Source organism: Methylocystis sp. ATCC 49242 (genome assembly GCF_000188155.2).
GTDB lineage: Bacteria > Pseudomonadota > Alphaproteobacteria > Rhizobiales > Beijerinckiaceae > Methylocystis.
Window position 1 is genome coordinate 4,036,206 of record NZ_KE124774.1, and the last position, 25,130, is coordinate 4,061,335.

Sequence of the window (25,130 nt, forward strand, 5' to 3'; positions counted from 1 at the left end):
TGTTAAAAAAGGTATCAGCTCTTCTCCAAATATGGAAAACATCTGCATCGCTTCAACGCTTCGGGGCGGCCCCGACGTTGGGCCAGCGCCATATGCTCGTTGAGCTGGAAATGACGCTTTCAATTTCTGTCTGAAAAATCATATTGAAAATCGACGGTTCCTGCGCTGGCGGCGGAGGCGGGGACCCATTTTGTGGAGTTGCAATATGTAACGCAATTCAAGGATATTGTGTGTCATTGCGATAATGAAATAATAAGGCGCATCGAAACACGCCGGCGCCACGCCGCAGCCGGCCGCGCTGCGCCCGTCGTTGTCATAAGTCTCCCGTGAAGAATGCGCTTGAAGCTGCGGACAGGGCTTCGCCATAGGCTGAGAAGAGCGCGTCGATGAAGGCGCGCAAAAACTTCAGCCAGGCCAGCAGGCGTCTGAAGTTGTAGCCGGCGGCGGCCAGCACCGCGTTGGCGGCGTCGCCTATGGCGTGGGCGAGGAAGTTTCGGCCCATGCGGTGGTCGGTCTTGGCGTGGCCGATCACCGGCTCGACAGCGGAGCGGCGCTTCATCTCGCGCTTGATCGCCTTGGTCATGCGCCGTTTCTGGCCGGCGATGAACACTCGGAACTTGCGCTCTGGCGGGGCATTGTGGCCGCGGTAGCCGCGGTCGGCGAGAATGCGCTGCATCGGCGCGCCGATCATTTGCTCCATCTCGGGGATGACCGTCGCCAGCGTGTGGCCGTCGTAAGGCGCGCCCGGCAGCGCCTTGGCGTGAACGATGAACTGCCCGCCCTTCGAGCGATGCAGCGTCGTCGCCACCGACACCTTCACGCCAAACTCATAGGGCTTGTGGGCCTTGCCCTTGCCGATGCATTCCACCTCCGGCGCATGCAGGCTGTAGACCTTCTTGCCCCTCTGGTTCTGGCGCTGCTCGCGCACGCGCTCGGCCAGCCACAATGGGCGGCGAAAGACATCGATGAGCGCCTCGTTTCCCTTTGCCTTGCGGGCGATGTCGCGCATGACGCGGCCAAGGAATGTTTTGATCTTGCGCAGCGCCTTGTTCGCCCGCTTGTGCTGTTTGGCGTGCTTGTAGCGCTGATGGTCGATGAGCGCGTATTTGCCGATTCGCTCATAGGACTGGCGCAGCGCGACGCCATGCTTTTTGGCGAGCCGCACAAGCCTCTCTCGCGCGCGGTGCATGAGCTTCGCGTCGGTGGGGAAGGCGACGGCCTTCTCCTGCACCGTCGTGTCGACGATCACCTTGGTGAAGTCGGCGGGCTTCGCTGCGCCGGTGCGAGTCGCGACGGACAGGCTCTCCTGCAATAGCGCCGCGAGCTTCTCCTCGCCCATGCGTTGGCGCCAGCGGGTGATCGACGAGCGGTCGAACGGCAGCCGATGGGCGAAAAACTCCTCGCCGCAGAACAGCTGATAATAGGGGTTTTCCAGCCAGCGGTCGCACAAAACCTCGTCGGAGAGGTCGTGCATGTGCTTCAAAATCGCGAGGCCGGCCATGAGCCGCGTCGGCAGCGGCGGCTGGCCGGGACCGTCGGAATAAACCGCGCCGAAGCGCTGCTCGAGAAAGCCCCAGTCGATCGCCGCGGCGAGCTTTACGAGCGGATGCGCCCTGTCGACGATCTGATCGAGCCGCGCCCGGAAAAGATCGCTCTGCCCGCTGTCGCGTCGCTCCTTCGGCCGCATCGAAAGCGTCTCCCTTTTCGATCCCGAAAAGGAGAGAATCACGCCATGCCGCCCAGATCAAATCGCCGGAAAACAGACCGAAAGCACCCGCTTTCTTGCAAAAAACGATACTTTTCCAATACGGAAAACAGTGTCTCAACAGCGCCTTATGGATAGTTCACGGGTGACTCATAATGGCCGCAAGCGAGCGACGGTTCTCCGGAATTTGTTCGCTTCTGGAGCAGAAACGCCGTGCTTCGCTTTCATCCGTCAAATATCGAGGTGGCGGTAGACCGAAATCTCTCTCTCTCTCGCGACCCGCGCGTCCTCTCCGGCCCGGATTCCCCGCCACAAGTCGAACATCATGACCAGCGTCGAATAAAGGCCGGAAACTTTTCCAAGAATAAATCCTAGCGGGAAGATGAGCTTCCCCGGGGGAATAATGAATTCGGAGCCAAGGAAAATCAGAAGCGCGTTCATGAAATAGGCGGGCCTGTAGAGAGATTTCTCTTTCCACGCGTTTTTGGCGTAGGGACGCGAACTCTTCTTTACCGCCCTGTTGTAGGCGGGATTCGAGAGCAGCCCTCCAAGCCGGCGCTTCGAAGGCAATGCATTCGGCCCCGACAGCAAGGCGGTATAGTTCTGCCGCATTTCGAGATGCGCGATCGAGGACAAAACCAGATTTGCGACGACAAGCCCAAGCTTGAGCTGCGGGAACCAGAATGACATTTGGGCGGCGAGGTCTACGAAGCCAAGCTGTGTGAACGCATTCAGCGCAAAGGCGGAGCGATGGAACGCCGCGCGATTGATTCCCTCGACCTTTTCATCGAAGAACGCTGCGCCTGTTTTTGTCGTGACAAGCTCGGCGAGGAACCGTTGCTGCGCCTCGTCGAGTTTTCGTCTCCTCGCGATTTCGGCGATGGTCTCGGCGCGCGTGCCTCTTTTCACATTGAAGGTTGCGCGGCTGATATAAGTCGATGTCTGCGCCAGAATGTCTTTTGCTCTGGCGTAGAGTGATGTTGCAGAATGGATGACTTTTGCGGGCTCTGTTTCCATAATTTCTCTTCGACCCAATCTGTTATTGTCGTCCGTCCTGAATGGCGCAGCGTCGCAAGTGAGGGCTCAATCTGCTCGTGCGGCCAATATGGCTCCATCTCCGCATGGCTCCGCCTTTCGGCGAGATTCGTGTTCCTTCTCGTTCGCCCCGCGAGCGGGCAGGAATATGGCCAGCCAGACGGTGGGGGGCTCAGCCTGCGTCCACTCGACGCGGTGGCGGCAATGCGCCGGAATCTCGACCCATACACCCGGCAGCAGGTCGAGGGAATCCTTGCGCCCTTCGATCCGCAGGGTCGCCGCGCCGGCCATGAGCACAACGAACTCGTCCTCGTCTTGATCGTACCAGAAGTCCGGCGGGCTCGCCTGACCACTGGAAACGATCCGCTCGACTCGGACGTCGCCACGAATCACGACGGCCTCGCAGAACTCTTCCGGGAGACCTTTCGGCAAAGTCTCGAAAAGATTTCCTGTCCGCACCGCTCCAGCCGCCGAGTTCGACATCGAGGCTCGAAAATACCATGGGTTGGCCAACGTTCAAACCGTGATGTTGTCTTTTTGTTCTTTATGCCGGGACGATTTGGCATGAGGCGATTCACTGGAAAATTGCCCGAATATTGCGACAACGCCGGGAAAATCCGGCGCGTTCAGCTTTGACCGGTCTGGTGGCGGTCGAAGAGCGGCGCGGCCTGGATGAGCGCCGCGGGAGCCGGCGTTGTCGCAGCCATCCGAAAGGGGCTGTCAAATATGAATTGCGGCACTTGCGAAAGGAAATTGCCCAGACGTAGACTTCAAGCCGATGAGGCGTTCTCCACGCCAATCGCGCACGCATTTGAACATGAGGCAATTTATGAACATTGCCAGCTTTTTATCCGCCGGAGTCCGGTCGCTTCTGTTTGTTCACTGTCTCGCTGGCGCCTTGCTCGCGCCGGTCTTCGCGCAATCCGCGCCGCTGCGCATTTCCGGAACCGTCTCCTACCGGGAACGGATCGCCATGCCGCCAGGCTATGTGGTGAAGGTGCAACTGCTTGACATAGCCCGACAGGACGCCGCCGCGGAGACGCTTGCGGAGGTCGAAATCACGCCGAAACATCAGCCGCCGGTCCCCTTTTTGCTCACGCTCGACGAGAGCCGGCTCGACCCGCGCGCCCGCTATTCGGTCCGCGCACAAATTTATGTCGGCGATCGAATGCTGTTCACCAGCACGCGAATAAATCCCGTCACGCCCGACGCCGCGCCGCACAAGATGAACATCATGGTCCAGCGGGTCGCTGCGCCTTGAGAAGGCGGATCGACGTCACGCCGCGCCTTCGCGCGCAAGCAGCATGCGCTTGCGCTCGACGCCCCATCGATAGCCGGAGAGCGCGCCGTCCGATCTGACGACCCGATGGCAGGGGATGGCGATGGCGACCGGATTCGCCGCGCAGGCGCCTGCGACCGCGCGCATGGCTTTCGGCGAGCCGATGCGGCGCGCGATCTCGGCGTAACTCGCGGTCGCGCCCGGCGGGATCGCGCGCAACGCCCGCCACACGCGGCGCTGAAACGCCGTGCCGCGCGCGTCGAGCGGAAAGTCGGCGGATGTGTCGGGCCTCTCGATGAGGGCGAGAACGGCCGCCGAGAGGCGTTCATAATCAGCGTCGCCGCCGATCGCCGTCGCTTTCGGGAAACGCGCTTGGAAATCCTGAAGCAACGCCCCTGGCTCGTCGCCGAGCAGGATGGCGCAGACGCCAATGCCGCTCGCAGCGATCAGCGCCCATCCGAGCGTCGAGCGACGCACCTCGCAGCGGATGAAATCGGCGCCGCGAGATGGGGCGGTCGCGATGGCTGTTTCGAGTTGAGCCATGGCCCGCAAGGACTCCAGTCCGGCGCCGACAGAGGGCAGCCGTCGGTTGGGTGGCAACGTCTCAATTATCGCTTGCCGCTCGAGCGGCGTAAAGCGTCCGCGGGACAAAAAACGAGCCATGCAGTTCATGACCGCATGGCCTTTTCAGCGGGAGTCGCAATTCAGCCTTGACGGCCGCGAATGGCGTCACGGATTTCCTGCAGCAGAACCTCGGTCTTGGTCGGCTCTGGCGGCGCAGCGGGAGCAGGCGCCTTCTTCATGCGCTCGAATGTCTGGATGACGATGAAAAGCACGGCGGCGATGACGACGAAGTTCACGGCGACGGTGATGAACTGGCCGTAGCCGATGGCGGCGCCGATCTTCTTCGCTTCGTCGTAGGTCATCTCGCTGTGAACGGCTTTCGACAGAGAAATATAATAATTCGAGAAATCGAGGCCGCCGGTGATGGCGCCTATGATCGGCATGATGATATCGGTCACCATAGAATCGATGATCCTGCCGAAGGCCGCGCCGATGATCACGCCGACGGCGAGATCGACAACATTGCCGCGCAATGCGAAATTCTTGAAGTCCTGTAGCATGATTTCCTCCAGATCGAGCGCGCCGCCTTACCAGCCCGCCGGCGGGCGAACGGCCATCGCCATCGCCGGGGAGAAGCGTCAAGCTTGCGCCAGGCTGACGTTACGACTTTTGTGCGACGCGTCAATCCGTCTGGAAATGCTTATTTTTATTGCGATGTTATCAGCGCCAACATTGTGAGTTCGTCGTCCGAGAAAAGGCGCGAGCGGGTGAGAAATCTTTGACCCGTGCCATTTTCGAGAGAGAACATGCCGCCTTGTCCCGGCACGACGTCGATGATGAGTTGCGTATGTTTCCAGTAATCGAATTGCGCGGCGCCGATATAGAAGGGCGCGCCGCCGATTTCGCCGAGCCGCACGTCATTGTCTCCGACGAGAAACTCGCCTTGCGGATAACACATCGGCGCCGAGCCGTCGCAGCAGCCGCCCGATTGATGGAAAAGAATGTCGCCGTGCTCGCGCCGCAGGCGCTCGATCAGATCGAGCGCCGCGGGCGTGGCGACGACGCGAAGCGGCGCCTCCATCAAAAGAATCCGAGCTTCTTCGGGCTGTAGCTGACGAGCATGTTCTTCGTCTGCTGGTAGTGGTCGAGCATCATCTTGTGATTCTCGCGCCCGATGCCTGACTGCTTGTAGCCGCCGAACGCCGCGTGGGCGGGATAGGCGTGATAGCAATTGGTCCACACTCGTCCCGCCTGAATCGCGCGACCAAAACGGTAGCAGCGGTTGATGTCGCGGCTCCACACGCCGGCGCCGAGCCCGTAGAGCGTGTCATTGGCGATGTGCAGGGCTTCGTCGTCGTCCTTGAAGGTCGTCACCGACACGACGGGTCCGAAGATTTCCTCCTGGAACACGCGCATCCTGTTGTGGCCATGCAAAACCGTCGGCTTCACATAATAGCCGCCGGCGAGATCGCCTTCGAGCGTATTGCGCTCGCCGCCGGCGAGCACTTTTGCGCCTTCCTGCTTGCCGATGTCGATGTAGCTGAGAATTTTCTCGAGCTGTTCGGAAGAAGCCTGCGCGCCGATCATCGTTTCGGGATCGAGCGGATTGCCCTGCTTGATGTCGCCGACGCGCTTCAGTGCGCGCTCCATGAATCGATCGTAGATTTTCTCGTGGACGAGCGCGCGGCTCGGGCAGGTGCAGACCTCGCCCTGATTGAGCGCGAACATAACGAAGCCTTCGACGGCCTTGTCGAGATAGTCGTCGTCCTCGCGCGCGACGTCCTCGAAGAAGATGTTGGGCGATTTGCCGCCGAGTTCGAGCGTGACGGGAATCAGCGTCTGGCTGGCGTATTGCATGATCAGCCGGCCTGTCGTCGTCTCGCCGGTGAAGGCGATCTTGGCGATCCGATTCGAGGACGCGAGCGGCTTGCCGGCTTCGAGGCCGAACCCATTGACGATGTTGAGCACGCCCTTCGGCAGCAGGTCGCCAACGATCTCCGCCCAGACCAGAATGCTCGCGGGCGTCTGCTCCGCGGGCTTGATGACGACGCAGTTGCCGGCCGCGAGAGCCGGCGCCAGTTTCCACGCCGCCATCAGCAGCGGGAAGTTCCAGGGAATGATCTGGCCGACGACGCCGAGGGGCTCGTGGAAATGATAAGCGACAGTGTCGTGATCGATTTCCGAAATGCCGCCTTCCTGCGCGCGCACGGCGCCGGCGAAATAGCGGAAATGATCGATCGCGAGCGGAATGTCCGCGGCCATTGTCTCGCGGATCGGCTTGCCGTTGTCCCATGTCTCGGCGGTGGCGAGAACGGCGAGGTTCTCCTCCATGCGATCGGCGATCCTGTTGAGGATGCGCGCGCGCTCGGTCGTGCTGGCCTTGCCCCAAGCGTCCCTGGCGGCGTGGGCGGCGTCGAGCGCGGCCTCGATGTCGTCCTTGTCGGAGCGCGCGATCTCGCAGACCTTCTGGCCGGTGATCGGAGAGATGTTGTCGAAGACGCGGCCGGATTTCGCGTCGCGCCACTCGCCATTGATGAAATTGCCGTAGCGCGCCTTGAACGGCGGTTTCAGCGCGGCGAAGGTTTCGTGCTTGGTCATCGGGTGTTTCCTCTTGGCGGCATCCGGGCGCCTGTCTTGTTGTCATCCAAGATAGTAACGCACGGGCCTGCGCCAAGAGAAAGTAATTCCCAAGGTAAGGCTTAATTGCGACGCGAACCTAGTCGAGACACGCCTTCGCCAGCGCCTGGAAAGCCCGGGCGCGGTGCGACAGCGCGCGGGAGCCGTCACCGGGCAAGGCGTGCTTTTCGGCCGACATCATCTCGCCGAAGGTCTTGTCGAGTTCGTCGGGCTTGAAGATCGGATCATAGCCGAAGCCCTTGTCGCCCTTTGGCGGAAAGACCAGCACGCCGTCGACGCGGCCTTCGAATTCCTCGATGTGGCCGTCCGGCCAGACGATCGCCAGCGCGCAGGTGAAATTGGCGCGATAGGGCGGCTTTGCGCCCCGCTTTTCGAGTTCTTGCCGCACGAGCTCGCACGCCGCCTTGAAGTCGCGATTCGGGCCCGCCCAGCGCGCGGAATAGATGCCGGGCGCCCCGTCGAGAGCCTCGACGCAGAGGCCCGAATCGTCGGCGAAGGCCGGCAGGCCGGAGGCCATAGCGGCCGCCCGCGCCTTCAGCGCCGCATTGCCGCGAAAGGTCGGCTCGGTCTCCTCCGGCTCCGGCAGGGCCATGTCGCCGGCGGAAACCGCGTCGACGCCATGGGGCGCGAGCAATTGCTGCAGTTCCCAGAGCTTGCCGGGATTGTGGGTGGCGACGACGAGTTTGCCGGAGATCTTGCGGTGGGTCATGACGCCAGCGCCGCCTTTTGCAGCGCGACAAGATCTGCGACGCCCCCCTGCGCCAGCGTCAGGAGCGAAGTGAGTTCATCGGGTGAGAACACGGCGACTTCGGCCGTGGCCTGAATTTCGACCAGTCCGCCGGAGCCGGTGATGACGAAATTGGCGTCGGTCTCGGCGGTCGAGTCCTCGGCGTAGTCGAGGTCGATCACGGGCGTTCCGTTGAAGATGCCGCAGGACACCGCCGCGACATGATCGCGCAGAGGATTATCCTTGATGATCGAGCGCGACCGCATCCATTCGAAGCAATCACGAAGAGCCAGCCAGGCGCCGGTGATCGACGCTGTGCGCGTGCCGCCGTCCGCCTGGATCACGTCGCAGTCGATGACGATTTGCCGCTCGCCCATCGCCGGCAGATTGGTGACCGCGCGCAGGCTGCGGCCAATGAGCCGCTGGATTTCCTGCGTGCGACCGGTGAGCTTGCCGGCGGAGGATTCGCGGCGGGTGCGGGTATGGGTGGCGCGGGGCAGCATGGAATATTCCGCCGTCACCCAGCCGCGCCCCTGGCCGCGCAGCCACGGCGGCGGCTTGTCCTCGAGCGAGGCGGCGCAGAGCACATGCGTATTGCCGAATTTCACGAGGCAGGAACCCTCCGCGTAGCGGGCGACGCCGCGCTCGAAACTGACCGGGCGCATCTCATCGGGCGCGCGCTTGCTGGGACGCATGAAAACTCCTTTTGCTGATTTAGAGGCTTTCTAACGCGCTTTGGCTTTCGGTGGAAGCGCGTCGACTTTCGACCCTTGCGCTTAGGGGCGCATGGTGGGAGCATGACGCAACGGGGCCGGATCAATCAGGCGCCGACAGATAAGGGAGGGTAGCTATGGGCGACGTGTCTTCCCACGAGGCGAGAGCGCGGGGTCCGCGGCTGATCGCGCTGGCGGGCCCCTTCCAATGCGGCAAGACGACGCTCATGGAGGCGATACTCGCCCACGCCGGGGCCATTCCCCGCCAGGGCTCCGTCGTCGAGGGTGCGAGCGTCGGCGACGCCAGCGCCGAAGCCCGCGCTCACAAGATGAGCGTCGAGGCGAATGTCGCCACCGTCGACTACATGGGCGACAGTTACACTTTCATCGACCTTCCCGGCTCCGTGGAGTTCGCGCAGGACGCGCGCAACGTGCTGCCGGCGGCTGACGCCGCGATTGTCGTCTGCGAGGCCGACGAGCGCAAGATCCCCGCGCTCCAGCTCGTGCTGCGCCAGCTCGAGGAGCTGGGCGTCCCGCATTTCCTGTTTCTCAACAAGATCGACGCCGCGACCATAGATGTGCGCGATGCGCTCGCCATGCTGCAGCCGGCCTCGCGCACGCCGCTGCTGCTGCGCCAGATTCCGATCTGGAACAATGGAGTCGCCGTCGGCTTCATCGATCTCGCGCTGGAGCGCGCTTATGTCTATCGCGAACATGCGCCTTCCGAAGTGATGGAAATTCCCAAAGGTGAAACGGCGACGGAAAAGGAAGCGCGCTACTCGATGCTGGAGCGCCTCGCCGACTATGACGACGCGCTGATGGAGGAATTGATCTCCGACATAGAGCCGCCGCGCGATCAGGTTTTCGACGACCTCACGAAGGAGCTGCGCGCCGGTCTCGTCGCGCCTCTGTTCATCGGCGCGGCCGAACGGGGCGCCGGCGTCACGCGACTGCTGAAGGCGCTGCGTCACGAGGCGCCGGGCGTCGACGCCACGCGGAGGCGGCTGGGCGTCGAGGACAGCGGTCCGCCGCTGGCGCGCATTCTCCGTACGGTCCACACCTCCCACGGCGGCAAGCTCTCCATCGCGCGCGTGCTGCGAGGCGCGTTCGCGGATGGACAGCCCGTCGTCTCGCCGCATGGAGAGGATCGCGTGTCCGGACTGTCGCGCCTTTTCGGCGCGGCGACCAGCAAGGCGGCGGCGGCGAAGGAGGGCGACGTCGTCGCCTTCGGCCGTCTGGAGCACGCGGCGACCGGCGACAGCATTGTCGGCGACGGCAAGGCCGACGCGGCGGCGTTGAAGAAGACGCGCGCGCAAATTCCCGATCCGGTGCACGCTCTCGCGCTGTCCGCGAAGGACCGCAAGGACGAGATGCGCCTCGCGGCGGCGATGAGCAAGCTCGTCGAGGAAGACCCCTCGCTCGTCTATGTGCATGACCAGGAGCTCTCGCAGATCAAGCTCTTCGGGCAGGGCGAGATGCATCTGCGCGTCGCGCTGGAGCGGCTGGCGTCGCGCTTCGGCGTCGCTGTCGAAGTCGCAAAGCCGACTGTCGCCTATCGCGAGACCATCCGCCACAAGGTGACGGTGCGCGGGCGCCACAAGAAACAGTCGGGCGGCCACGGCCAGTTCGGCGATGTCGTGCTCGAAGTCGCGCCGCGCGGCCGCGGGGAGGGATTCGCCTTCGCCGAGCGCGTTCATGGCGGCGCCGTGCCGAAGCAATATTTCTCGTCGGTCGAGGCCGGGTGCCAGGACGCCCTGGCGCATGGCCCGCTCGGCTTTCCCGTCGTCGACGTGGAGGCCGTGCTGACCGACGGCTCCTATCACTCGGTCGATTCTTCCGACATGGCGTTCCGCACGGCGGCGCGCATCGGAATGAGCGAGGCTCTGGAGAAGGCCGAGCCGATTCTGCTGGAGCCGGTGCTGGCGGTCGACATCTTCGTGCCGAGCGACGCCATGTCGCGAGCTACCGGCATCGTCTCCGCGCGGCGCGGCCAGATCATGGGCTTCGGCCCGCGTGACGGTTGGGACGGCTGGGACAAGCTCGAAACATTGATCCCCGAAGCCGAGATGGACAATCTCATCGTCGAACTTCGTTCGGCGACGGCAGGCGCGGGTTTCTATCAGGCGCGCTTCGATCATCTTGCGGAAGTCGTCGGCAAGCAGGCGCGCGACATCGTCGCGGCGCATGCGGCGAAGGCGAACGGCGGGTAGGGCGCGTCAGCCCGGGAAACAACGTCCGAAAGCCGGAAGCAGCCGTGGGTCGCCCTTGAGCCTGATCTTTCGGGTCAGCAGCGCCCATGGCAGCCGGGCCTCCTTTCTCAGGAAGCGAATCCATGTTTCGGCGTCGGCGGTCACCGTGAGTTGCGGCGCGCCGATGAGGCCGTCCTCGACGCGGATTTTTCTGTCGGCGATGGTGACGGTCGCCTGGCGCCGGCGCGCGCCTGTGAAGACGAAATGATAGACTGCGTTCAATCCGGTTGATTTGTTGCGCTGGAATATGAGCCGCAGGCTGGCGAGAAAATTATCGACAGTTGTCGGACGCAGAACCTGTCCGACATGTTTTGCGCGCTTGTGCGGAAACCGGCGCAGGACATAGGTCTCCGCGTCCGAGCCCGCCGTCACATAGATGGTTTCGAGTTTCTTCTGCAGCGGATCGACGATCTTGCGCAGAAAATCCTTCTTGCCCGACCGATAGGCGCCGATCACGTCCTCGCCCGCGGGGCAAACGGCCATGCAATAAGCCGCTTTGTAATTTGGGCCGAAGGCGAGACTCTGCCACATCGAGACGGTTTCGGCGTCGGTGAAACTTTCACGATAGGCGCGCGCGTTCTTCGCCTCCGCGATCGTTTCGACAAAATCGCCGAAGCCGCCCATGAATTCGCGATAATTATGCGTGTAGCATGCCGCGAAATCGAAATGACCGTCGGGCGCAATGGCGCCGGTGGGGCAGGCCGCGACGCAGAGCTTGCATTCCAGGCAAGGATTGAAGTCGAGCGGCGCGCAGTCATGCGCCACTGCAAGATCGACGGCGACGGTTCCCAGCAGGATGAAATTGCCGAATTTCGGATGGATCACATTGCGGTGAACGCCCATGCGGCCGAGTCCGGCGGCGACGGCGACCGGCTTGTGGGAGATGACCCAGATTTTGTCCGGCCAGTTCGCCGCTTCCATCGGAAAGCCCATCGAGGGATAGCCGGCGCGTACGCCTTGCGCCTCCAGAGTTTTCACGATGGCGCGCGCCACATCGTCGCATTCGTCCCCCGTATGATGAAATTCGAGATTTGCGACGGAGCGGGCCGGACTGCGGATGTTCTCGCGGTTCATCTTCACGACGAAGGAGATGAGCGTCCTCGCGAAGGGAAAGGCGGCAAGAATGTCGGCGCGCTGATCGTCGAGCGCCGGATCGTCGATCGAGACGAAGCCGACGTCGTCGGCGCCGGCGGAGAGGGCGATGTCGCGCAACATCGCCGCATCGAAGGTCGTGGGGAGAAGAAGAGCCCGGGTCATGATATTTGCATATGCCCCTTTTTTGGCGCGGCTGCGCCGCGCATCGGCCTCGTCAGCTTTTCGTCGTGACTTCCATCAGCGCGCGCAATTCGGTGAGAAGCTTTCGCAGGCGCTCGGCGCCGAACCGGGTTTCGACCATGTCTTGCGCCTCGCGCCAATGCGGCATGGCGTTGGCGAGCGTCGCTTCGCCGAACGGCGTCAGCGCGACTTTGCGCGTGCGGCGGTCCTCGCCCGGCTTTACTTTCAGCAGGCCGCGTTTTTCGAGGATCGCGAGATTGCGGGCGAGCGCGCTGCGGTCCATCACGAAAAAGTCGGCGAGCTTGCTCACCGTCGCGACGCCCGTTAGCGAACAGGCGACGAGCAGGGAATATTGCGTGGGCTCGAGGCCGGTCTCGGCCATGAACTGTCCATAGAGCTTCGTGACCGCGCGGCTCGCCCGGCGCACGTTGGCGGCGGCGCAGGACTGCGCGCAGGTTTTCACGTCGGCGGGGTTCGGCCTTGTCATAATAGATGTATATGCCCGTAAATTGGCTGCGTCAATAGCCTCGGCGCGCGTGCGCTCCCGCACAGCGCTTTCGTGAGGCTCCCTCGATAATCGCAGCGTTCAATTTCGATTACGGGAGCGTAAAAATGAGAATGATCGTCCTTCTCGTCGCCGCAATCTTCGCAACGTCCCTGAGCTTCTACGCCAGCGCCCATGGTTCGAAGGGTTTGTCGTTCAAGGCGCCCATGGCGCAGAACGAACATCTCGAGGTCGGTTCGAACTGCGTCCGCAAAATCACCACCGCCTCGGGCGAGGTGATCGGCTGCCATCTCCAGCGGCGCAAGGGTCGCGCGGCCTGACTCGGATCATCTCGCGCCCGCGCCGCGCCAGCGGTCCATGGCGACATGGACCGGCGCGAACATGGCGATCGGCAGGCCGACCATCAGCGTCGTGAGCCACGCCCATTGAGGCATCCATGTCTGAGGCGCGCTGTCGCTCGGACCGAAAACGTAATCGACGTTAACCGGCGTGAGACCGGCGTCAGGCGTGGGGCCGGGCAAAAAGAAATAGGAAATCAGCATCAACGTCCACGCGACTCCGGTCCAGGCGAAGAGCGCGCGCCGGTCGTAGCCAAGCCTCCAGACGAGATAGACGAGCAGGAACGGCAGCCAGCCGTGAAACAGGGAAAGCCCGCGCAGAAGCAGCGGCGATTGCGCGTTGAACATGTAGTCGGTCATGCCGGTGAGACGCAGGCCGCCGAGATTGAGTCCGAAATCCGCGACCCAGAGAATTTGCGGCGCGAGAATGCCGACCGTCGGCATCGAGATGAAAAGGGGGCTCTCCAGCCACAGGCCGATGAGCGTGACGATCAGCGCCATGTCGCAGAAATAGAGAAAATTCGTCGGTCCGTAATTCGCCCAATAGACCGGGATCAGCACGGCCATGAAGGCGGTGTAGGCGAGTTTCAGCCGTAGCGGCAGGCGGCGGGAGAGAATCGAATCGGCGGCGAAGCGCATGGGCGGACTCCTTTTGAACAGCGTTCAATGAACGCAGTTCATATCCCTGTGCAAGGTCGCCGTCAAGGCGCCCCGGCCAACGAAAAGAAAACGCCGGCGACCTTGCGGGCGCCGGCGCGAAGCGATCTTCCGATCAACCGATGCTAGGTCAGATACTGGCCGCCGTTGATGGTCAGCGTCGAGCCGGTGATGAAGCCGGCGTCGTCCGAGGCCAGGAACACCACGGCGCGGGCGATCTCCTCCGGCTCGCCGAGGCGGCCAACGGCGATGTAGGGGATGATGTGCTTGTCGAGCACGTCCTGCGGAACGGCCTTCACCATCTCGGTGGCGATATAGCCGGGCGCGATGGCGTTGACGGTGATGCCCTTGGACGCGCTCTCCTGCGCCAGCGCCTTCACGAAGCCGATGTCGCCGGCCTTGGAGGCGGAGTAGTTGGTCTGGCCGGCCTGGCCCTTCTGGCCGTTGATCGACGAGATCACGATGATGCGGCCGAAGCCGCGGTCGCGCATGCCGTTGATGACCGGGCGGGTGACGTTGAACAGCGAGTTCAGGTTGGTGTTGATCACCGCCTGCCACTGCGCGAGCTCCATCTTGTGGAACAGGCGATCCTTGGTGATGCCGGCGTTGTTGACGAGAATTTCGACCGGGCCGAGATCCTTCTCGATGGCCGCGATGCCGGCGGCGCAGGCGTCGTAATCGGAAACGTCGAATTTATAAACCGGAATGCCCGTCTCCGCCTTGAACTTGTTGGCGGCTTCGTCGTTGCCGGCGTAGGTCGCGGCGACATTGTAGCCGGCGGCCTTGAGAGCCTTGGAAATCGCCTCGCCGATGCCGCGCGTGCCGCCCGTCACAACTGCTGTTCTAGCCACGATATGTCTCCTTTCCTTCTCATTGAAACGAATGCGCGCCGCGCGTGGTTTTCGCGCGGCGCCGGATTTTGTCGAACGACCGGTTTGTGCCGTGAGGCTGGACGCCTCAGCGCTCCACCGTCAGCGCGATGCCCATGCCGCCGCCGATGCAGAGCGTGGCGAGGCCCTTCTTGGAGCCGCGGCGAGCCATTTCGTGCAGCAGCGTCGTCAGCACGCGCGCGCCGGAGGCGCCGATCGGATGGCCGATGGCGATGGCGCCGCCATTGACGTTCACGATCGCCGGATCCCAGCCCATGTCCTTGTTGACCGCGAGGGCCTGCGCCGCGAAGGCCTCATTGGCCTCGACGAGGTCGAGGTCGGCGACCTTCCAGCCCGCCTTCTCGAGCGCCTTGCGCGAGGCCGGGATCGGGCCCGAGCCCATCACCGTCGGATCGACGCCGGCCGTCGCCCAGGAGGCGATGCGGGCGAGCGGCGTGAGGCCGCGCTTGGCCGCTTCCGCCGCGCTCATCACGACGAGGGCCGCGCCGCCGTCATTGATGCCCGAGGCGTTCGCCGCCGTCACCGTGCCGTCCTTGGCGAAGGCCGGACGGAGCTTGGAGACGCCCTCCATCGTCACGCCGTGCTTGATGTATTCGTCGGCGTCGACGGTCACGTCGCCCTTCTTGGTCGAGATGACATAGGGAACGATCTCGTCCTTGAACTTGCCGGCCTTCTGGGCGGCTTCGGCCTTGTTCTGCGAGGCGACGGCGAAGGCGTCCTGCTGCTCGCGGGTGATCTGCCACTGCCTGGCGACGTTCTCGGCCGTGACGCCCATGTGGTAGTTGTTGAAGGCGTCGGTGAGGCCGTCGACGATCATGGTGTCGACGAACTTAACGTCGCCCATCTTGGTGCCGGTGCGCAGCTGCGCGGCGTGGTTGGAGAGCGACATCGACTCCTGGCCGCCGGCGACGATGATCGTGGCGTCGCCCGACTGGATCTGCTGGGCGGCGAGTGCAACGGCGCGCAGGCCCGAGCCGCAGACCTGATTGACGCCGAAAGCGGTCTTGCTGTCCGGGATGCCGGCCTTGATGGCGGCCTGGCGGGCAGGGTTCTGGCCCTGGGCGGCGGTCAGCACCTGGCCGAGGATGACCTCGTCGACCGAACCCGGCTCGACCTTCGCGCGCTCGAGAGCGGCCTTGATAGCGACAGCGCCGAGTTCGTGGGCCGGAACCCCGCCAAAGGCTCCGTTGAACGATCCGACGGCGGTGCGCGCCGCGGAAACGATCACGATATCGGTCGTCATGTCGATCTCCCTCAATGAAATAGTCGAGCCCTCCGGCCGGCGCTGCGCCCGTCCGGGGCTGGAGGTGTTGAGCATTTCGCGCTTGCGTTCGTCAAGCCGCGGCCCGTTTTGCACGGAATTGGCGGCGAGCGAAAGGCATTGGATACGAAAATATTGCCGCAGGCGCCAATTTGCGCTTATCGTCGACCTCAAGCGGGCTTGGCGCTTTTTTGAGCGGCGGGCGACGCGGTGAGGGGAGCGTGTCAGGCGTATGGCGACCGAAAAGAAACCGACTGTTATCAAGAAATACGCCAACCGTCGTCTCTATGACACGGGAACAAGCACTTACGTCACCCTCGAAGATCTCGCCGCCATGGTTAAGCGTGGCGAGGATTTTGTGGTCTGCGACGCCAAGAGCGGCGAGGACATCACCCGGCCGGTCCTGACGCAGATCATTTTCGAGCAGGAGGGCAAGGAGGGCCAGAGCCTGCTGCCGATCGCCTTCCTGCGCCAGCTGATCCGCTTCTACGGCGACTCCATGCAGATGCTGGTGCCGAGCTATCTCGAATTCTCGATCGACAAGCTGACCAAGGAACAGCAGAAATTCCGCGATCAGTTCACCTCGGCGCTCGGCGCCGGGCCTTTCGCCGAGCCGACGCGCGCCGCCTTCCAGTCGCTCGAGGAGCAGGCGCGCAAGAATATGGCGGTGTTTCGCCAGGCGTTGACCATGTTCAATCCCTTCGGCGTGCCGACGGAAAATGTCGGGACCACCGCCCCTTCGCTGGATGAGCACGAAGGGAAGCCGGCGGGCGCCGGGCAGGGCGACGTCGAGGAGCTGAAGCGCCAGCTGGACGAACTCAACAAGCGCATCGACAATCTCTCGAAGCAGGGCTGATTTCGCCCGGTTTCATCCGGCCGCCGACGCCCGTTGGCGTCGATTCTTCGCAGCGGCTTAACCCAACGGCAACGGTTTAGCCATTAATACCCTTTTTGAGAGAAATCATCGTTTTATACTCGCAAAGCGCGAAAAGCTCCGCTGGAGCTTTCGCGCCTTGCGAGACCTCGAAAGACGTTATGGGCCATCTGATCGACTCGGTCGCCGAACTGACGGACCTGCGCGACAGGGACGCGCTCGAGGCGACATTGGCTGCTGTGACGCTCGGGCTGATTCAGGCGTCGCGGCTGACACTGTGGAAAGTCATCTACCGCGCCGGAGTGGTGCGGTTGCGACAGCGCGTCAATCTCGTCGCGCGCGGCGCTCCGGAAGTCGATGAGGCGCCGATCGATCCAAACATGCTGCTGCCGCTGGTGTTCCGGCCGGACCTCTATGATTGCTTTCACGCCGGAACGCCGCTCTGCCGAACGGCGACGGCCGAGGGCGACGTCCGCTACGTATTTCCGGTGATGGACGGCCGCAATGTCATCCGTCTGCTCGAAATACTCCGTTCATCGCCTTTGCGCGAGGATCAGGAGCGTCTGATCGTCGGCATGCTGCGAATTTACAGCAATCACCTCGGCGTTCTCGACTATGGCGATTGCGACGAACTCACCGGCCTTTTCAACCGGCGCACATTCCACGACTACTTCAGTCAGATCGCGTCATATTCCGACGCCGTCCCCCCGCGCGTCGACGAGCGCGTCCCGACCCGCGAGCGCTTTCCGCACCTCGCCGTGATCGACATCGACTTCTTCAAGCGCATCAACGACGATTTCGGTCATCCTTTCGGGGACGAGGTGCTCGTGCTTTTCGCACGGCTGATGCGCGAATGTTTCAACGATCTCGACAGGCTGTTCCGTTTCGGCGGCGAGGAGTTCCTCGTCATCCTCAACAATGCGACAAAGCTCGAGGCGCAGGCCGCGCTCGAAAATTTCCGCGCGACAGTCGAAGGTTTCCGCTTCCCGCAGGTCGGGCCGGTCACGGCGAGCATCGGCTATACGACCGTGCTGCCGGGCGACACGGGCTCCAGCGCCTTCGGCCGGGCGGACGCCGCGCTCTACGTCGCCAAGCAGCGCGGCCGCAACCAGGTGCGCTCGCACGAGATGCTGATCGCCGACGGCGTCATCGAGAAGCGGAAAGCCGTGGGTCAGGACGTCGAGCTGTTCTGAGCGCGCTCCGTCTCAGGTGTTGAACCTGAAATGCATCACGTCGCCGTCGGCGACCGTGTAGTCCCTGCCTTCCAGCCGCAGCCTGCCGGCGTCGCGCGCGCCCGCCTCGCCCTTGTAGGCGACATAATCGTCGAAGGCGATGGTTTCGGCGCGGATGAAGCCCTTTTCGAAATCCGTATGGATGACCCCCGCCGCCTGCGGCGCGCGCGTGCCTTTTTCGATCGTCCAGGCGCGCGCTTCCTTCGGGCCGACGGTGAAATAGGTGATGAGATGCAGCAGGTCGTAGCCGGCGCGGATGACGCGGTTGAGGCCGGGTTCGGTCAGGCCGACGGCCTCGAGATAATCCTTCTGCTCCTCGGCGGGCAGCACCGCGATCTCGCTCTCGATCTTGGCCGAGACCACGACGGAAGCCGCGCCTTCCTCGGCCGCGCGCGCGGCGACCTTGGCGGAATTGGAATTGCCCTCGGCGGCCGACGCCTCCTCGACGTTGCAGACGTAAAGCACCGGCTTGGACGACAGCAGGCCGAGTCCGTTGAAGGCCGCGCGCTCCTCTTCAGAAACCCTGGCCAGACGCGCGGGTTTGCCGTCGCGCAGCAGCACGAGGCAGCGGTTCATCAGATCGACGAGCTCCTTCGACTCCTTGTCGCCGCCCCTGGCCTTCTTTTCCAGGGCCACGACGCGCTTTTCGAGGCTTTCGAGATCGGCGAGCATCAGCTCGGTCTCGATCGTCTCGATGTCGCGCTCGGGATCGACGCCCCCTTCGACATGGGTCACGTCGCCGTCCTCGAAGCAGCGCACGACATGGGCGATGGCGTCGCATTCGCGAATATTGGCCAGGAACTGATTGCCGAGGCCCTCGCCCTTGGAGGCGCCGCGCACGAGGCCGGCGATGTCGACGAAGGTGAGACGGGTCGGGATGATCTGCTTGGAGCCGGCGATGCGCGCCAGATCATCGAGGCGCGGATCGGGCACGGCCACTTCGCCGACGTTGGGCTCGATGGTGCAGAAGGGATAGTTCGCGGCCTGCGCCGCCGCCGTCTGCGTGAGCGCGTTGAAGAGGGTCGATTTGCCGACGTTCGGCAGACCGACGATGCCGCATTTGAATCCCATATCCGTCCCGCTGAGGTGAGAGTCTTCGTTGCGGCGCGGTATGCGGGGCCGCGCGCCAAAAGGCAAGGGGGACAGCGCGTCGCCATCCCCCTCTCCCCTCTCGCGATGGCCGGCTCAGCCGGCCGCCCCGCCCCGGCTCAGAGGCTCTTCAGATATTCCAGAAGCGCCTTGACTTCTTTCGCCTTGAGATTCGTCCCGAAGTCGTGGCCGCAGCGGCTGTTGCCGGAAGCGTCGCGTTTGCTTCCGCCGCACTCCGCCGTGGTCTCGTAGACGAAGCTAAGCTTCGGCTGACCTTTGGCGAGACCCACATTCTCCATGTCATAGGCGGTCCCGACCTTGAAGCTCGCGGGCCGCTGCGCGGGCGGTTTCAGGAGATCGGCAAGAGTCGGCACGGAGCCATTGTGAAGGTAGGGCGCCGCCGCCCAGATCCCCTTCATGACACGAGACTCATAGGCCGGCGGGGGCGGCGGCGTCTTGGGTTCCCGATAAAGCGCCTGCAGACTTTCCTTCATGACCTGCAGGATGTTCTCCCGCAGCGCGTCGATCGTCACCGACGGGTCGGCGGACCTGTTTTTCAGGCATTCCTGCACGATCGGATCGAACAGGAACGGATCCTTGAAATGCAGCGGCGCCCGAAGGATCGATTGAACGACGGCCGTGCTGAGGATGTTGATGATCGGCTCATTATCCGCCTTCAACGTCCTGGTGAAGGGCGGCAAGGGAATCAGCTGGCCTTCGAGCACGCCGGTTTTCGCCGTGCGTCCGAGAACCTGATATTCCGCGGCGTCCGTCTTGACGTCCTGAACCGGGGTCTTCCAGGTATCGGTGGGATTGCACAGCCGCGGCGGCTTCACCTTCGTGTCGATCTCGTGACAATTCGCGCCGCACGCCTTTTGGTAAATTTTTTCGCCTTCTTCGACGAGCGTCGGATCAAGTTTCCCGGGCCATTTCGGAGGCTCGAGTTTCTTGATCAGCGTCTCGAGCCGCATGAGGCCCGGAAAATTGAGAGAGGATCCTTTCAGATATCTCACGTCGTCGACGAGCGGTATCTTCTCGGGCTGGAACATGCCGAAGACGCCATAAACCTCTCCGACATTGCGGGCGAGGCCGAGAATATCGTCGCCGTTTTTGGCGAAGCCCGGCCATTGCGTCATGTACTGCTTGGCGGCGTTCCAGACGAAGGGGTAACGCACCGGCGCGTCGGCGGGCTTGATGTTCTCGGGAATCATGTGATTCGGGGCAGTCCCGATGTCCAGACCCGCGACCCGGTTGAAGATCATCGACACCGCATCGGCGCGACCGAGGCCCCAGGCGAGACCGAGCGGCCGGGCCTCTTCGTCGGGGCGGGGGTGCAGCGCGCGCTGGAAAATCGTGTGATACGGCTCGAACCACTTCTCGACGCGCTGCTTCAATTCCTTGCGCGCCGCCTCGGAGCTGGAGGCGCCGAGCGCCGCGTCGGCGAAGGCGGCGAAATCAGCGTCGTCATGGAGAACCTTGTCGAACGCCATGTCGAGGTCGTCGAACAGGGATTGAAAATCCACGAGGGCGGGGCCGCCGTCGATGCGCGTCGCCACGCCGTCGATCTCGATCTGCCGGGTGTGGCAGGCAGAGCAGGTCATGCTCAGCCAATTCTCTTTCTCGTAGGGAGCGGAGAGAAAGCCGACCGGCAGGCCGGCCGTCGGACTGGCGGGATTTGGCAAATAACCGTAGCGGCTGAAGCCGTCGGCGAGGAAGCTCGTCCCGTCGTCGGCATGTTTCAGCGCCTTGACCCAGTCGAACGGAACGATTCTCGCGCCCTGATCGAGCGAGTAGAATTCGTTTCGTTCAGTCGGCGTCCATCCCTGATTGAGGTAGGCGACCTGCGCTGAAAGATTCGTCGTGAGCGCAAAGATCATGAGCGCCGCGGCGCCGAGAGTGATGGTCAAAGAGGTCGGAATCGACGTGCGCGCCAATGTGCATCCTCCCAAAGAATAAAAAATTGCTTGCTTACAAATGAGCACAAAACCGACACATTCGCAATTCGTCAAAATTTGTGCAATGCGCTTGCGTCTTGCGGCCAAGCCCGAATTGAGTTGACCGGCGGCGCGGCGCGGTCGAAAAGCGGCGTTGTGGACGGCGAATGTGCGACCGCGAGTCGGGACGCAACCACGATATGACGATGGCGAAGAGATGACGGGAAATTCTCACACAAGGCGCTCCTGTTTCGTGAGCGCGGCCTTGGTCGGACTCGGCGCGTCGGCTTTCATTTGCGCGACGCCGCTTCTCGCGCAGGACGCCGCGCCAGCGCCCGCCGCAGCTCCCGCGCCTGCCCAGCCGGCGCCGCCGCCGGCCGCTGCGCCTGCGGCTCCGGCCGCCGAGCCGGGAGCCGCCCCCGCCCCGGGGCCCGTCGCCGCGCCAAAGCCGAAGCCCAGGCCGAAGCCGCCGGCGCCGCCGCGGGAGACGGCGCTCTCCGACGATCCGGCGCCGGTGCTGCAGCCGGAAACCTTCTTCACGACCTCGAAAGCCTCGGAGCGTTATGCGCAGATCGTCGATCTCGGCGGCTGGCCGAAGGTCGGCGTGTCGCTGCGTCCCGGCTCAAAGGGGCCGGCTGTCTCGACGCTTCGCCGTCGCCTTGCGGCCGAGGACGACGCGGTCACGGATACGAACAAGCAGAGCTGGGATCCGGCGCTGACGGAGGCGGTGAAACGCTTCCAGTTTCGCATGGGGCTGAAGCAGACCGGCGTGGTCGCCGGCGCCACGCTGCGCGCGCTCGATGTTCCCGCCACCGTCCGCTTCCGCCAGCTCGCCTCCAGCGCGCAGCGCCTCGCGGGCGTCGATTTCCCTTTCGGTCCGCGCTACATCGTCGTGAATATTCCCTCGACCGCCGTGGACGCGGTGGACAATGACCGCGTCGTGCGCCGTTACGCCGCGATCGTCGGCGATCCCGAGCATCATTCGCCGGAAGTGCAGGCCAAGGTCGTCGCGGTGAACATCAATCCGACATGGACCGTGCCGACGTCGATCATAAAAAACGAGATCGCGCCGAAGATGCTGAAGGATCCGTCCTATCTCACGCGCTCGCGCATCCGCGTGCTCAACGGGCGAGGCGAAGAGGTCGATCCGCGTTCGATCAACTGGGCGAGCGAGCGCGCGGTGAACTACACGCTGCGGCAGGACTCGGGCGCGCATAATTCGCTGGGCTCGATCCGCATCTCCATGCCGAATCCGCATTCGGTCTATATGCACGACACGCCGTCGCGCAATCTCTTCGCCAGCGACTATCGCTTCCTGTCGCATGGATGCGTGCGCGTGCAGGGCGTCGTCGATCTCGCCGCCTGGCTGCTCGACGGCTCCAACGGCCCGCAGCTGAGCAAGGAGCAGATCAACGCGAAGATCGCCTCCGGCGAACGCGAGGAAGTGCGGCTCTCGCATCCGGTGCCTGTGGTGTGGGTCTATATGACCGGCTGGGCGTCGGCGGACGGCATCGTGCATTTCCGCGACGATGTTTATCATCTGGACGAGGTGGGCGGGGCGGCGGAGTAGGGCGTCTAATCCCCGCGCTCCCGCGCGCTCTCGTGCCAGCCGCGCAGCAGGTAATATGACAGCGCCGCGAGCGCGCCATATATCGCAAGCCCGGTGACCGAAATCAGCGCCAGCGCGGCGAACATGCGCGGAATGTCGAGACGGAAACCCGCCTCGACAATCCGAAAGGCGAGGCCTGTTCCCTGACCCGCTGCGCCCGCCGCCAGCTCCGCGACGATGGCGCCGATGAGCGACAGTCCGCCGCCGATGCGCAGCCCCGTGAGAAATTGCGGCAGCGCCGCCGGCAGGCGCAGATAGACGAGCTTCTGCCAGGGCGAGGCGCGATACAGATCGAAGAGATCGCGCAAGCCGTGATCGACCGAGGCGAGGCCGAGCGACGTGTTCGACAGTATCGGAAAGAAGGCGACGAGAAAGGCGCAGACCAGCACCGCGGTCCTTGGCTGGAGATAGACGAGCAGCAGCGGCGCGATGGCGATGATCGGCGTCACCTGAAGCACGATCGCGAAGGGAAGCAAGGCGCGCTCCAGCCATTTCGACTGCGCCAGCAACAGGGCGAGCGCCACGCCGCAGACGGTGGCGATCACGAGCGCCTTCAGCGTCTCGCCGAGCGTCACCCACAGCGATGAGAAGAGGAGTTCGCGGTCCTCGATCAGCTTTGCGAAAATCGCGCTCGGCGCCGGCAGGATATAGGGCGGGATGCTCTCATGGACGACGATCCACTCCCATGCGCCGAGCGCGGCGGCGAAGACGGCGAGTGGAACGACGATGTCGCGTAACGACGTCGGGCGTGTCAGCGAGCGTTGCTGGCTCATCGAGAGTTCTCTCCCATCGCGTCGCGCAGCGCGCGCGACGCGCGCCGGCAAATGTCGGAGAAGCGTTCGCTCATGCGGAACTCCGGGTCGCGCGTCAGCGCCGGATCAATCTCGATTTCTTCCATGATCGCGCCGCGCGGCTTCGACATCACGATGATGCGCGTCGAGAGATAGGCGCTCTCGAACACCGAATGGGTCACGAAGACGATTGTCGCGCCGAGATCGCGCTTGAGCGCCAGCAGGTCGTCGTTGAGCTTGAAACGCGTCACTTCATCGAGCGCCGCGAAAGGCTCGTCCATCAATATCAGCGCGGGCCTCGTGACGAGCGCGCGCGCGATGGCGCAGCGCATCTTCATGCCGCCCGAGAGTTCGCGCGGCAAGGCGTGCGCGAAGTCGCTGAGGCCGACATGCTCCAGCACCCTGTCGATGCGCGGCTGCGCGCCGGCTCGCGTCTCGCCCGCGACGCGCAGCGGCAAATAGACATTGTCCGCGACATTTGCCCAGGGCAGGAGCGTGGGCTCCTGAAAAACGAATCCGATGTTCTTCCTCGCCTCTGGATCGGCCCATGAAATGGCGCCTGCGCTCGGCGGCGAGAGGCCTGCGATAAGCCGCAGCACCGTGGATTTTCCGCAGCCGGAGGGGCCGAGCAGCGTCAGCGTCTCGCCTTCGCGCACATCGAGGTCGAGGCCCGCGAGCGCCGTGACGCCATTTGGAAAGGTCTTGGCGACGCCATGGAGGGAGACGAGGGGCGCGGTTGTCATTGCTTCGGCCGCAAATCCATGCCGACTTTCTTGCCGATGAACTGCAGCGTGTAGCCGCGCTTGTAATCGAGGTTGTCGGGAACGACGCCGGCCTTCGCCATCTTGTCGAAGAAGCTTTTCATGCGCGCATCCGTCATCACGCCGACGCCGAGGGTCAATGCGTCGCCGGAGTCGACAATGCCGCGCTCTTTGATCTTCTCCAGCGAATAGGCGATCTGTCCGTCGGTCATCTCGGGGTTGTCGCGCTTGATGACGGCGTTCGCGGCGGCGTTGTCGCCGTAAATATAATTATACCAGCCGATGATCGAGGCGTCGACGAAGCGCTGCACGAGATCGGGGTTCCTTGCGATCGTGTCGGCGCGCGCTTCGATCGTCGTGGAATAGCTGTCGTAGCCGTAATCCGGAAGCAGGAACACATTCGGCTTGAAGCCGCCCTGCCGCTCGATCGCATAAGGCTCGGAAGTAAGAAAGCCCTGCTGGATGGATTTCCTGTCCGCAATGAATGGCGCCGAATTGAATCCGTACGGCTTCACCTTGTCGTCGCGAAATCCATACGCCTGCTTCAACCATATCCAGACCGACACGAGCATGTCATTGGCGACGAAGGCGGTCGCCTTCGGCAGATCCTCGAAGCGATCGAGGCCCTCGCCGGGATGCGACATGAAGATGACGGGATCGATCTGGAACATGCTGGCGACGGTGACGACCGGTACCTTCTGCTGCACGGCCTCGAACATCTGGATCGTATTCGCGCCCATGGCGAAATCGACGCGGCCCGCCGCGAGCAGCAGTCGCGCATTTATTTGCGGACCGCCCTGCTGAATGTTTACGTCAAGTCCGTAGCTTTTGTAGGTTCCATCGACGACGGCCTGATAGAAGCCGCCGTGCTCCGCCTGCGCGCGCCAGTTGGTGGCGAAGCTCACCTTGTCGAGCGCGGATGCGGGCGCCGCAATGACAACCGTGAAGAAAATTGATGCGAGGCGGACAAGACGCATTCTGCAGCGCTCCAGTTGACCGCCGCAT

At 63.3% G+C, this 25,130-nt stretch carries 24 protein-coding genes and 1 pseudogene; 6 read left to right on the plus strand and 19 right to left on the minus strand.

Annotated features, from left to right (window positions below):
- Positions 1-313 precede the first annotated feature (313 nt).
- From MET49242_RS21785 to MET49242_RS21795, 3 genes are all read right to left on the minus strand, one after another.
- The gene (locus tag MET49242_RS21785) at positions 314-1,687 is read right to left on the minus strand and encodes an IS5 family transposase (RefSeq protein WP_036289140.1); all 1,374 of its coding nucleotides are present in this window, start codon (positions 1,685-1,687) and stop codon (positions 314-316) included.
- Between the two features lie 249 nt (positions 1,688-1,936).
- Positions 1,937-2,722: a hypothetical protein gene (locus tag MET49242_RS21790; RefSeq protein ID WP_036286030.1), complete on the minus strand. Its 786-nt coding sequence runs from the start codon at positions 2,720-2,722 to the stop codon at positions 1,937-1,939.
- Positions 2,723-2,788: 66 nt separating this feature from the next.
- Positions 2,789-3,223, minus strand: a complete 435-nt coding sequence (locus MET49242_RS21795) for a cupin domain-containing protein (protein WP_144259752.1) — start codon at positions 3,221-3,223, stop codon at positions 2,789-2,791.
- 346 nt (positions 3,224-3,569) lie between these two features.
- Here MET49242_RS21795 and MET49242_RS21800 point away from each other — a divergent pair, with 346 nt between their 5' ends.
- The gene (locus MET49242_RS21800; protein WP_051134399.1) at positions 3,570-4,001 is read left to right on the plus strand and encodes a YbaY family lipoprotein; all 432 of its coding nucleotides are present in this window, start codon (positions 3,570-3,572) and stop codon (positions 3,999-4,001) included.
- A 15-nt stretch (positions 4,002-4,016) separates the two neighbouring features.
- On the opposite strand, the pseudogene MET49242_RS21805 reads toward MET49242_RS21800, so the two are convergent.
- The 6 genes and pseudogenes from MET49242_RS21805 to rph form a co-directional block, all read right to left on the minus strand.
- Positions 4,017-4,520, minus strand: a pseudogene (locus tag MET49242_RS21805) (methylated-DNA--[protein]-cysteine S-methyltransferase); the annotation flags it as partial.
- Between the two features lie 203 nt (positions 4,521-4,723).
- Positions 4,724-5,143, minus strand: a complete 420-nt coding sequence (gene mscL / locus MET49242_RS21810; RefSeq protein WP_036286032.1) for a large conductance mechanosensitive channel protein MscL — start codon at positions 5,141-5,143, stop codon at positions 4,724-4,726.
- Between the two features lie 146 nt (positions 5,144-5,289).
- Positions 5,290-5,664, minus strand: a complete 375-nt coding sequence (locus MET49242_RS21815) for a DUF779 domain-containing protein (protein ID WP_036286035.1) — start codon at positions 5,662-5,664, stop codon at positions 5,290-5,292.
- Entirely contained in the window at positions 5,664-7,181 is a 1,518-nt protein-coding gene (gene adh / locus MET49242_RS21820; protein ID WP_036286037.1) for an aldehyde dehydrogenase, read from the minus strand. The genes MET49242_RS21815 and adh overlap by 1 nt, the downstream gene beginning before the upstream one ends.
- Before the next feature lie 118 nt (positions 7,182-7,299).
- Positions 7,300-7,929, minus strand: coding sequence for an RdgB/HAM1 family non-canonical purine NTP pyrophosphatase (gene rdgB / locus MET49242_RS21825; RefSeq protein ID WP_036286039.1), 630 nt, complete (start codon positions 7,927-7,929; stop codon positions 7,300-7,302).
- The gene (gene rph / locus MET49242_RS21830; RefSeq protein ID WP_036286040.1) at positions 7,926-8,642 is read right to left on the minus strand and encodes a ribonuclease PH; all 717 of its coding nucleotides are present in this window, start codon (positions 8,640-8,642) and stop codon (positions 7,926-7,928) included. Before rph ends, rdgB begins: the two co-directional genes overlap by 4 nt.
- A 155-nt stretch (positions 8,643-8,797) precedes the next feature.
- Between rph and MET49242_RS21835 the strand changes: the two genes are divergently transcribed.
- A complete protein-coding gene (locus MET49242_RS21835; RefSeq protein ID WP_036286048.1) occupies positions 8,798-10,870 on the plus strand; it encodes an elongation factor G in 2,073 nt (690 codons plus the stop codon).
- A 6-nt stretch (positions 10,871-10,876) separates the two neighbouring features.
- On the opposite strand, the gene MET49242_RS21840 is transcribed toward MET49242_RS21835, so the two are convergent.
- Positions 10,877-12,166: an SCP2 sterol-binding domain-containing protein gene (locus tag MET49242_RS21840; RefSeq protein WP_036286050.1), complete on the minus strand. Its 1,290-nt coding sequence runs from the start codon at positions 12,164-12,166 to the stop codon at positions 10,877-10,879.
- 52 nt (positions 12,167-12,218) lie between these two features.
- Complete coding sequence (locus MET49242_RS21845; RefSeq protein ID WP_051134400.1) at positions 12,219-12,671, minus strand: MarR family winged helix-turn-helix transcriptional regulator; 453 nt, start codon at positions 12,669-12,671, stop codon at positions 12,219-12,221.
- A 125-nt stretch (positions 12,672-12,796) separates the two neighbouring features.
- Between MET49242_RS21845 and MET49242_RS21850 the strand changes: the two genes are divergently transcribed.
- On the plus strand, positions 12,797-13,009 hold the full coding sequence (locus tag MET49242_RS21850; RefSeq protein ID WP_144259753.1) for a hypothetical protein: 213 nt from the start codon (positions 12,797-12,799) through the stop codon (positions 13,007-13,009).
- A gap of 6 nt (positions 13,010-13,015) precedes the next feature.
- Here the strand turns inward: MET49242_RS21850 and MET49242_RS21855 are convergent, their stop codons facing one another.
- The 3 genes from MET49242_RS21855 to MET49242_RS21865 all read right to left on the minus strand — a co-directional run bounded on the left by MET49242_RS21855 (position 13,016) and on the right by MET49242_RS21865 (position 15,817).
- The gene (locus MET49242_RS21855) at positions 13,016-13,666 is read right to left on the minus strand and encodes a hypothetical protein (RefSeq protein WP_036286054.1); all 651 of its coding nucleotides are present in this window, start codon (positions 13,664-13,666) and stop codon (positions 13,016-13,018) included.
- Between the two features lie 143 nt (positions 13,667-13,809).
- A complete protein-coding gene (gene phbB / locus MET49242_RS21860; protein WP_036286056.1) occupies positions 13,810-14,535 on the minus strand; it encodes an acetoacetyl-CoA reductase in 726 nt (241 codons plus the stop codon).
- 106 nt (positions 14,536-14,641) lie between these two features.
- Positions 14,642-15,817, minus strand: a complete 1,176-nt coding sequence (locus tag MET49242_RS21865) for an acetyl-CoA C-acetyltransferase (protein WP_036289156.1) — start codon at positions 15,815-15,817, stop codon at positions 14,642-14,644.
- 250 nt (positions 15,818-16,067) lie between these two features.
- Here MET49242_RS21865 and phaR point away from each other — a divergent pair, with 250 nt between their 5' ends.
- Both phaR and MET49242_RS21875 read left to right on the plus strand, forming a co-directional pair.
- A complete protein-coding gene (phaR, locus tag MET49242_RS21870) occupies positions 16,068-16,691 on the plus strand; it encodes a polyhydroxyalkanoate synthesis repressor PhaR (RefSeq protein WP_036286058.1) in 624 nt (207 codons plus the stop codon).
- Between the two features lie 179 nt (positions 16,692-16,870).
- The gene (locus MET49242_RS21875; protein ID WP_036286060.1) at positions 16,871-17,902 is read left to right on the plus strand and encodes a GGDEF domain-containing protein; all 1,032 of its coding nucleotides are present in this window, start codon (positions 16,871-16,873) and stop codon (positions 17,900-17,902) included.
- Between the two features lie 12 nt (positions 17,903-17,914).
- On the opposite strand, the gene ychF is transcribed toward MET49242_RS21875, so the two are convergent.
- Together ychF and MET49242_RS21885 are read right to left on the minus strand one after the other, a co-directional pair.
- On the minus strand, positions 17,915-19,012 hold the full coding sequence (gene ychF, locus MET49242_RS21880; protein WP_036286062.1) for a redox-regulated ATPase YchF: 1,098 nt from the start codon (positions 19,010-19,012) through the stop codon (positions 17,915-17,917).
- 137 nt (positions 19,013-19,149) lie between these two features.
- Positions 19,150-20,964: a di-heme-cytochrome C peroxidase gene (locus MET49242_RS21885; RefSeq protein WP_244430869.1), complete on the minus strand. Its 1,815-nt coding sequence runs from the start codon at positions 20,962-20,964 to the stop codon at positions 19,150-19,152.
- Between the two features lie 253 nt (positions 20,965-21,217).
- Between MET49242_RS21885 and MET49242_RS21890 the strand changes: the two genes are divergently transcribed.
- A complete protein-coding gene (locus MET49242_RS21890) occupies positions 21,218-22,534 on the plus strand; it encodes a murein L,D-transpeptidase (RefSeq protein ID WP_227965860.1) in 1,317 nt (438 codons plus the stop codon).
- Positions 22,535-22,539: 5 nt separating this feature from the next.
- On the opposite strand, the gene MET49242_RS21895 is transcribed toward MET49242_RS21890, so the two are convergent.
- The 3 genes from MET49242_RS21895 to MET49242_RS21905 are packed head-to-tail and all read right to left on the minus strand — an operon-like array spanning position 22,540 to position 25,102.
- On the minus strand, positions 22,540-23,346 hold the full coding sequence (locus tag MET49242_RS21895) for an ABC transporter permease (RefSeq protein WP_036286064.1): 807 nt from the start codon (positions 23,344-23,346) through the stop codon (positions 22,540-22,542).
- The gene (locus MET49242_RS21900; RefSeq protein WP_036286066.1) at positions 23,343-24,107 is read right to left on the minus strand and encodes an ABC transporter ATP-binding protein; all 765 of its coding nucleotides are present in this window, start codon (positions 24,105-24,107) and stop codon (positions 23,343-23,345) included. The genes MET49242_RS21895 and MET49242_RS21900 overlap by 4 nt, the downstream gene beginning before the upstream one ends.
- The gene (locus MET49242_RS21905; protein ID WP_036286068.1) at positions 24,104-25,102 is read right to left on the minus strand and encodes an ABC transporter substrate-binding protein; all 999 of its coding nucleotides are present in this window, start codon (positions 25,100-25,102) and stop codon (positions 24,104-24,106) included. Before MET49242_RS21905 ends, MET49242_RS21900 begins: the two co-directional genes overlap by 4 nt.
- Positions 25,103-25,130: the final 28 nt, after the last annotated feature.

Excerpts from the sequence above, each read along its gene's own strand:
- MET49242_RS21905 (WP_036286068.1), bottom strand. The coding sequence starts at position 25,102 with ATGCGTCTTGTCCGCCTCGCATCAATTTTCTTCACGGTTGTCATTGCG.
- MET49242_RS21795 (WP_144259752.1), bottom strand. The coding sequence starts at position 3,223 with ATGTCGAACTCGGCGGCTGGAGCGGTGCGGACAGGAAATCTTTTCGAG.
- MET49242_RS21785 (WP_036289140.1), bottom strand. The coding sequence starts at position 1,687 with ATGCGGCCGAAGGAGCGACGCGACAGCGGGCAGAGCGATCTTTTCCGG.
- ychF (WP_036286062.1), bottom strand. The coding sequence starts at position 19,012 with ATGGGATTCAAATGCGGCATCGTCGGTCTGCCGAACGTCGGCAAATCG.
- rdgB (WP_036286039.1), bottom strand. The coding sequence starts at position 7,929 with ATGACCCACCGCAAGATCTCCGGCAAACTCGTCGTCGCCACCCACAAT.
- MET49242_RS21850 (WP_144259753.1), top strand. The coding sequence starts at position 12,797 with ATGAGAATGATCGTCCTTCTCGTCGCCGCAATCTTCGCAACGTCCCTG.
- MET49242_RS21815 (WP_036286035.1), bottom strand. The coding sequence starts at position 5,664 with ATGGAGGCGCCGCTTCGCGTCGTCGCCACGCCCGCGGCGCTCGATCTG.
- MET49242_RS21895 (WP_036286064.1), bottom strand. The coding sequence starts at position 23,346 with ATGAGCCAGCAACGCTCGCTGACACGCCCGACGTCGTTACGCGACATC.
- MET49242_RS21845 (WP_051134400.1), bottom strand. The coding sequence starts at position 12,671 with ATGACAAGGCCGAACCCCGCCGACGTGAAAACCTGCGCGCAGTCCTGC.
- mscL (WP_036286032.1), bottom strand. The coding sequence starts at position 5,143 with ATGCTACAGGACTTCAAGAATTTCGCATTGCGCGGCAATGTTGTCGAT.
- MET49242_RS21855 (WP_036286054.1), bottom strand. The coding sequence starts at position 13,666 with ATGCGCTTCGCCGCCGATTCGATTCTCTCCCGCCGCCTGCCGCTACGG.
- MET49242_RS21800 (WP_051134399.1), top strand. The coding sequence starts at position 3,570 with ATGAACATTGCCAGCTTTTTATCCGCCGGAGTCCGGTCGCTTCTGTTT.
- MET49242_RS21790 (WP_036286030.1), bottom strand. The coding sequence starts at position 2,722 with ATGGAAACAGAGCCCGCAAAAGTCATCCATTCTGCAACATCACTCTAC.
- MET49242_RS21840 (WP_036286050.1), bottom strand. The coding sequence starts at position 12,166 with ATGACCCGGGCTCTTCTTCTCCCCACGACCTTCGATGCGGCGATGTTG.
- MET49242_RS21900 (WP_036286066.1), bottom strand. The coding sequence starts at position 24,107 with ATGACAACCGCGCCCCTCGTCTCCCTCCATGGCGTCGCCAAGACCTTT.
- phaR (WP_036286058.1), top strand. The coding sequence starts at position 16,068 with ATGGCGACCGAAAAGAAACCGACTGTTATCAAGAAATACGCCAACCGT.
- rph (WP_036286040.1), bottom strand. The coding sequence starts at position 8,642 with ATGCGTCCCAGCAAGCGCGCGCCCGATGAGATGCGCCCGGTCAGTTTC.
- MET49242_RS21875 (WP_036286060.1), top strand. The coding sequence starts at position 16,871 with ATGGGCCATCTGATCGACTCGGTCGCCGAACTGACGGACCTGCGCGAC.
- adh (WP_036286037.1), bottom strand. The coding sequence starts at position 7,181 with ATGACCAAGCACGAAACCTTCGCCGCGCTGAAACCGCCGTTCAAGGCG.
- MET49242_RS21865 (WP_036289156.1), bottom strand. The coding sequence starts at position 15,817 with ATGACGACCGATATCGTGATCGTTTCCGCGGCGCGCACCGCCGTCGGA.
- MET49242_RS21835 (WP_036286048.1), top strand. The coding sequence starts at position 8,798 with ATGGGCGACGTGTCTTCCCACGAGGCGAGAGCGCGGGGTCCGCGGCTG.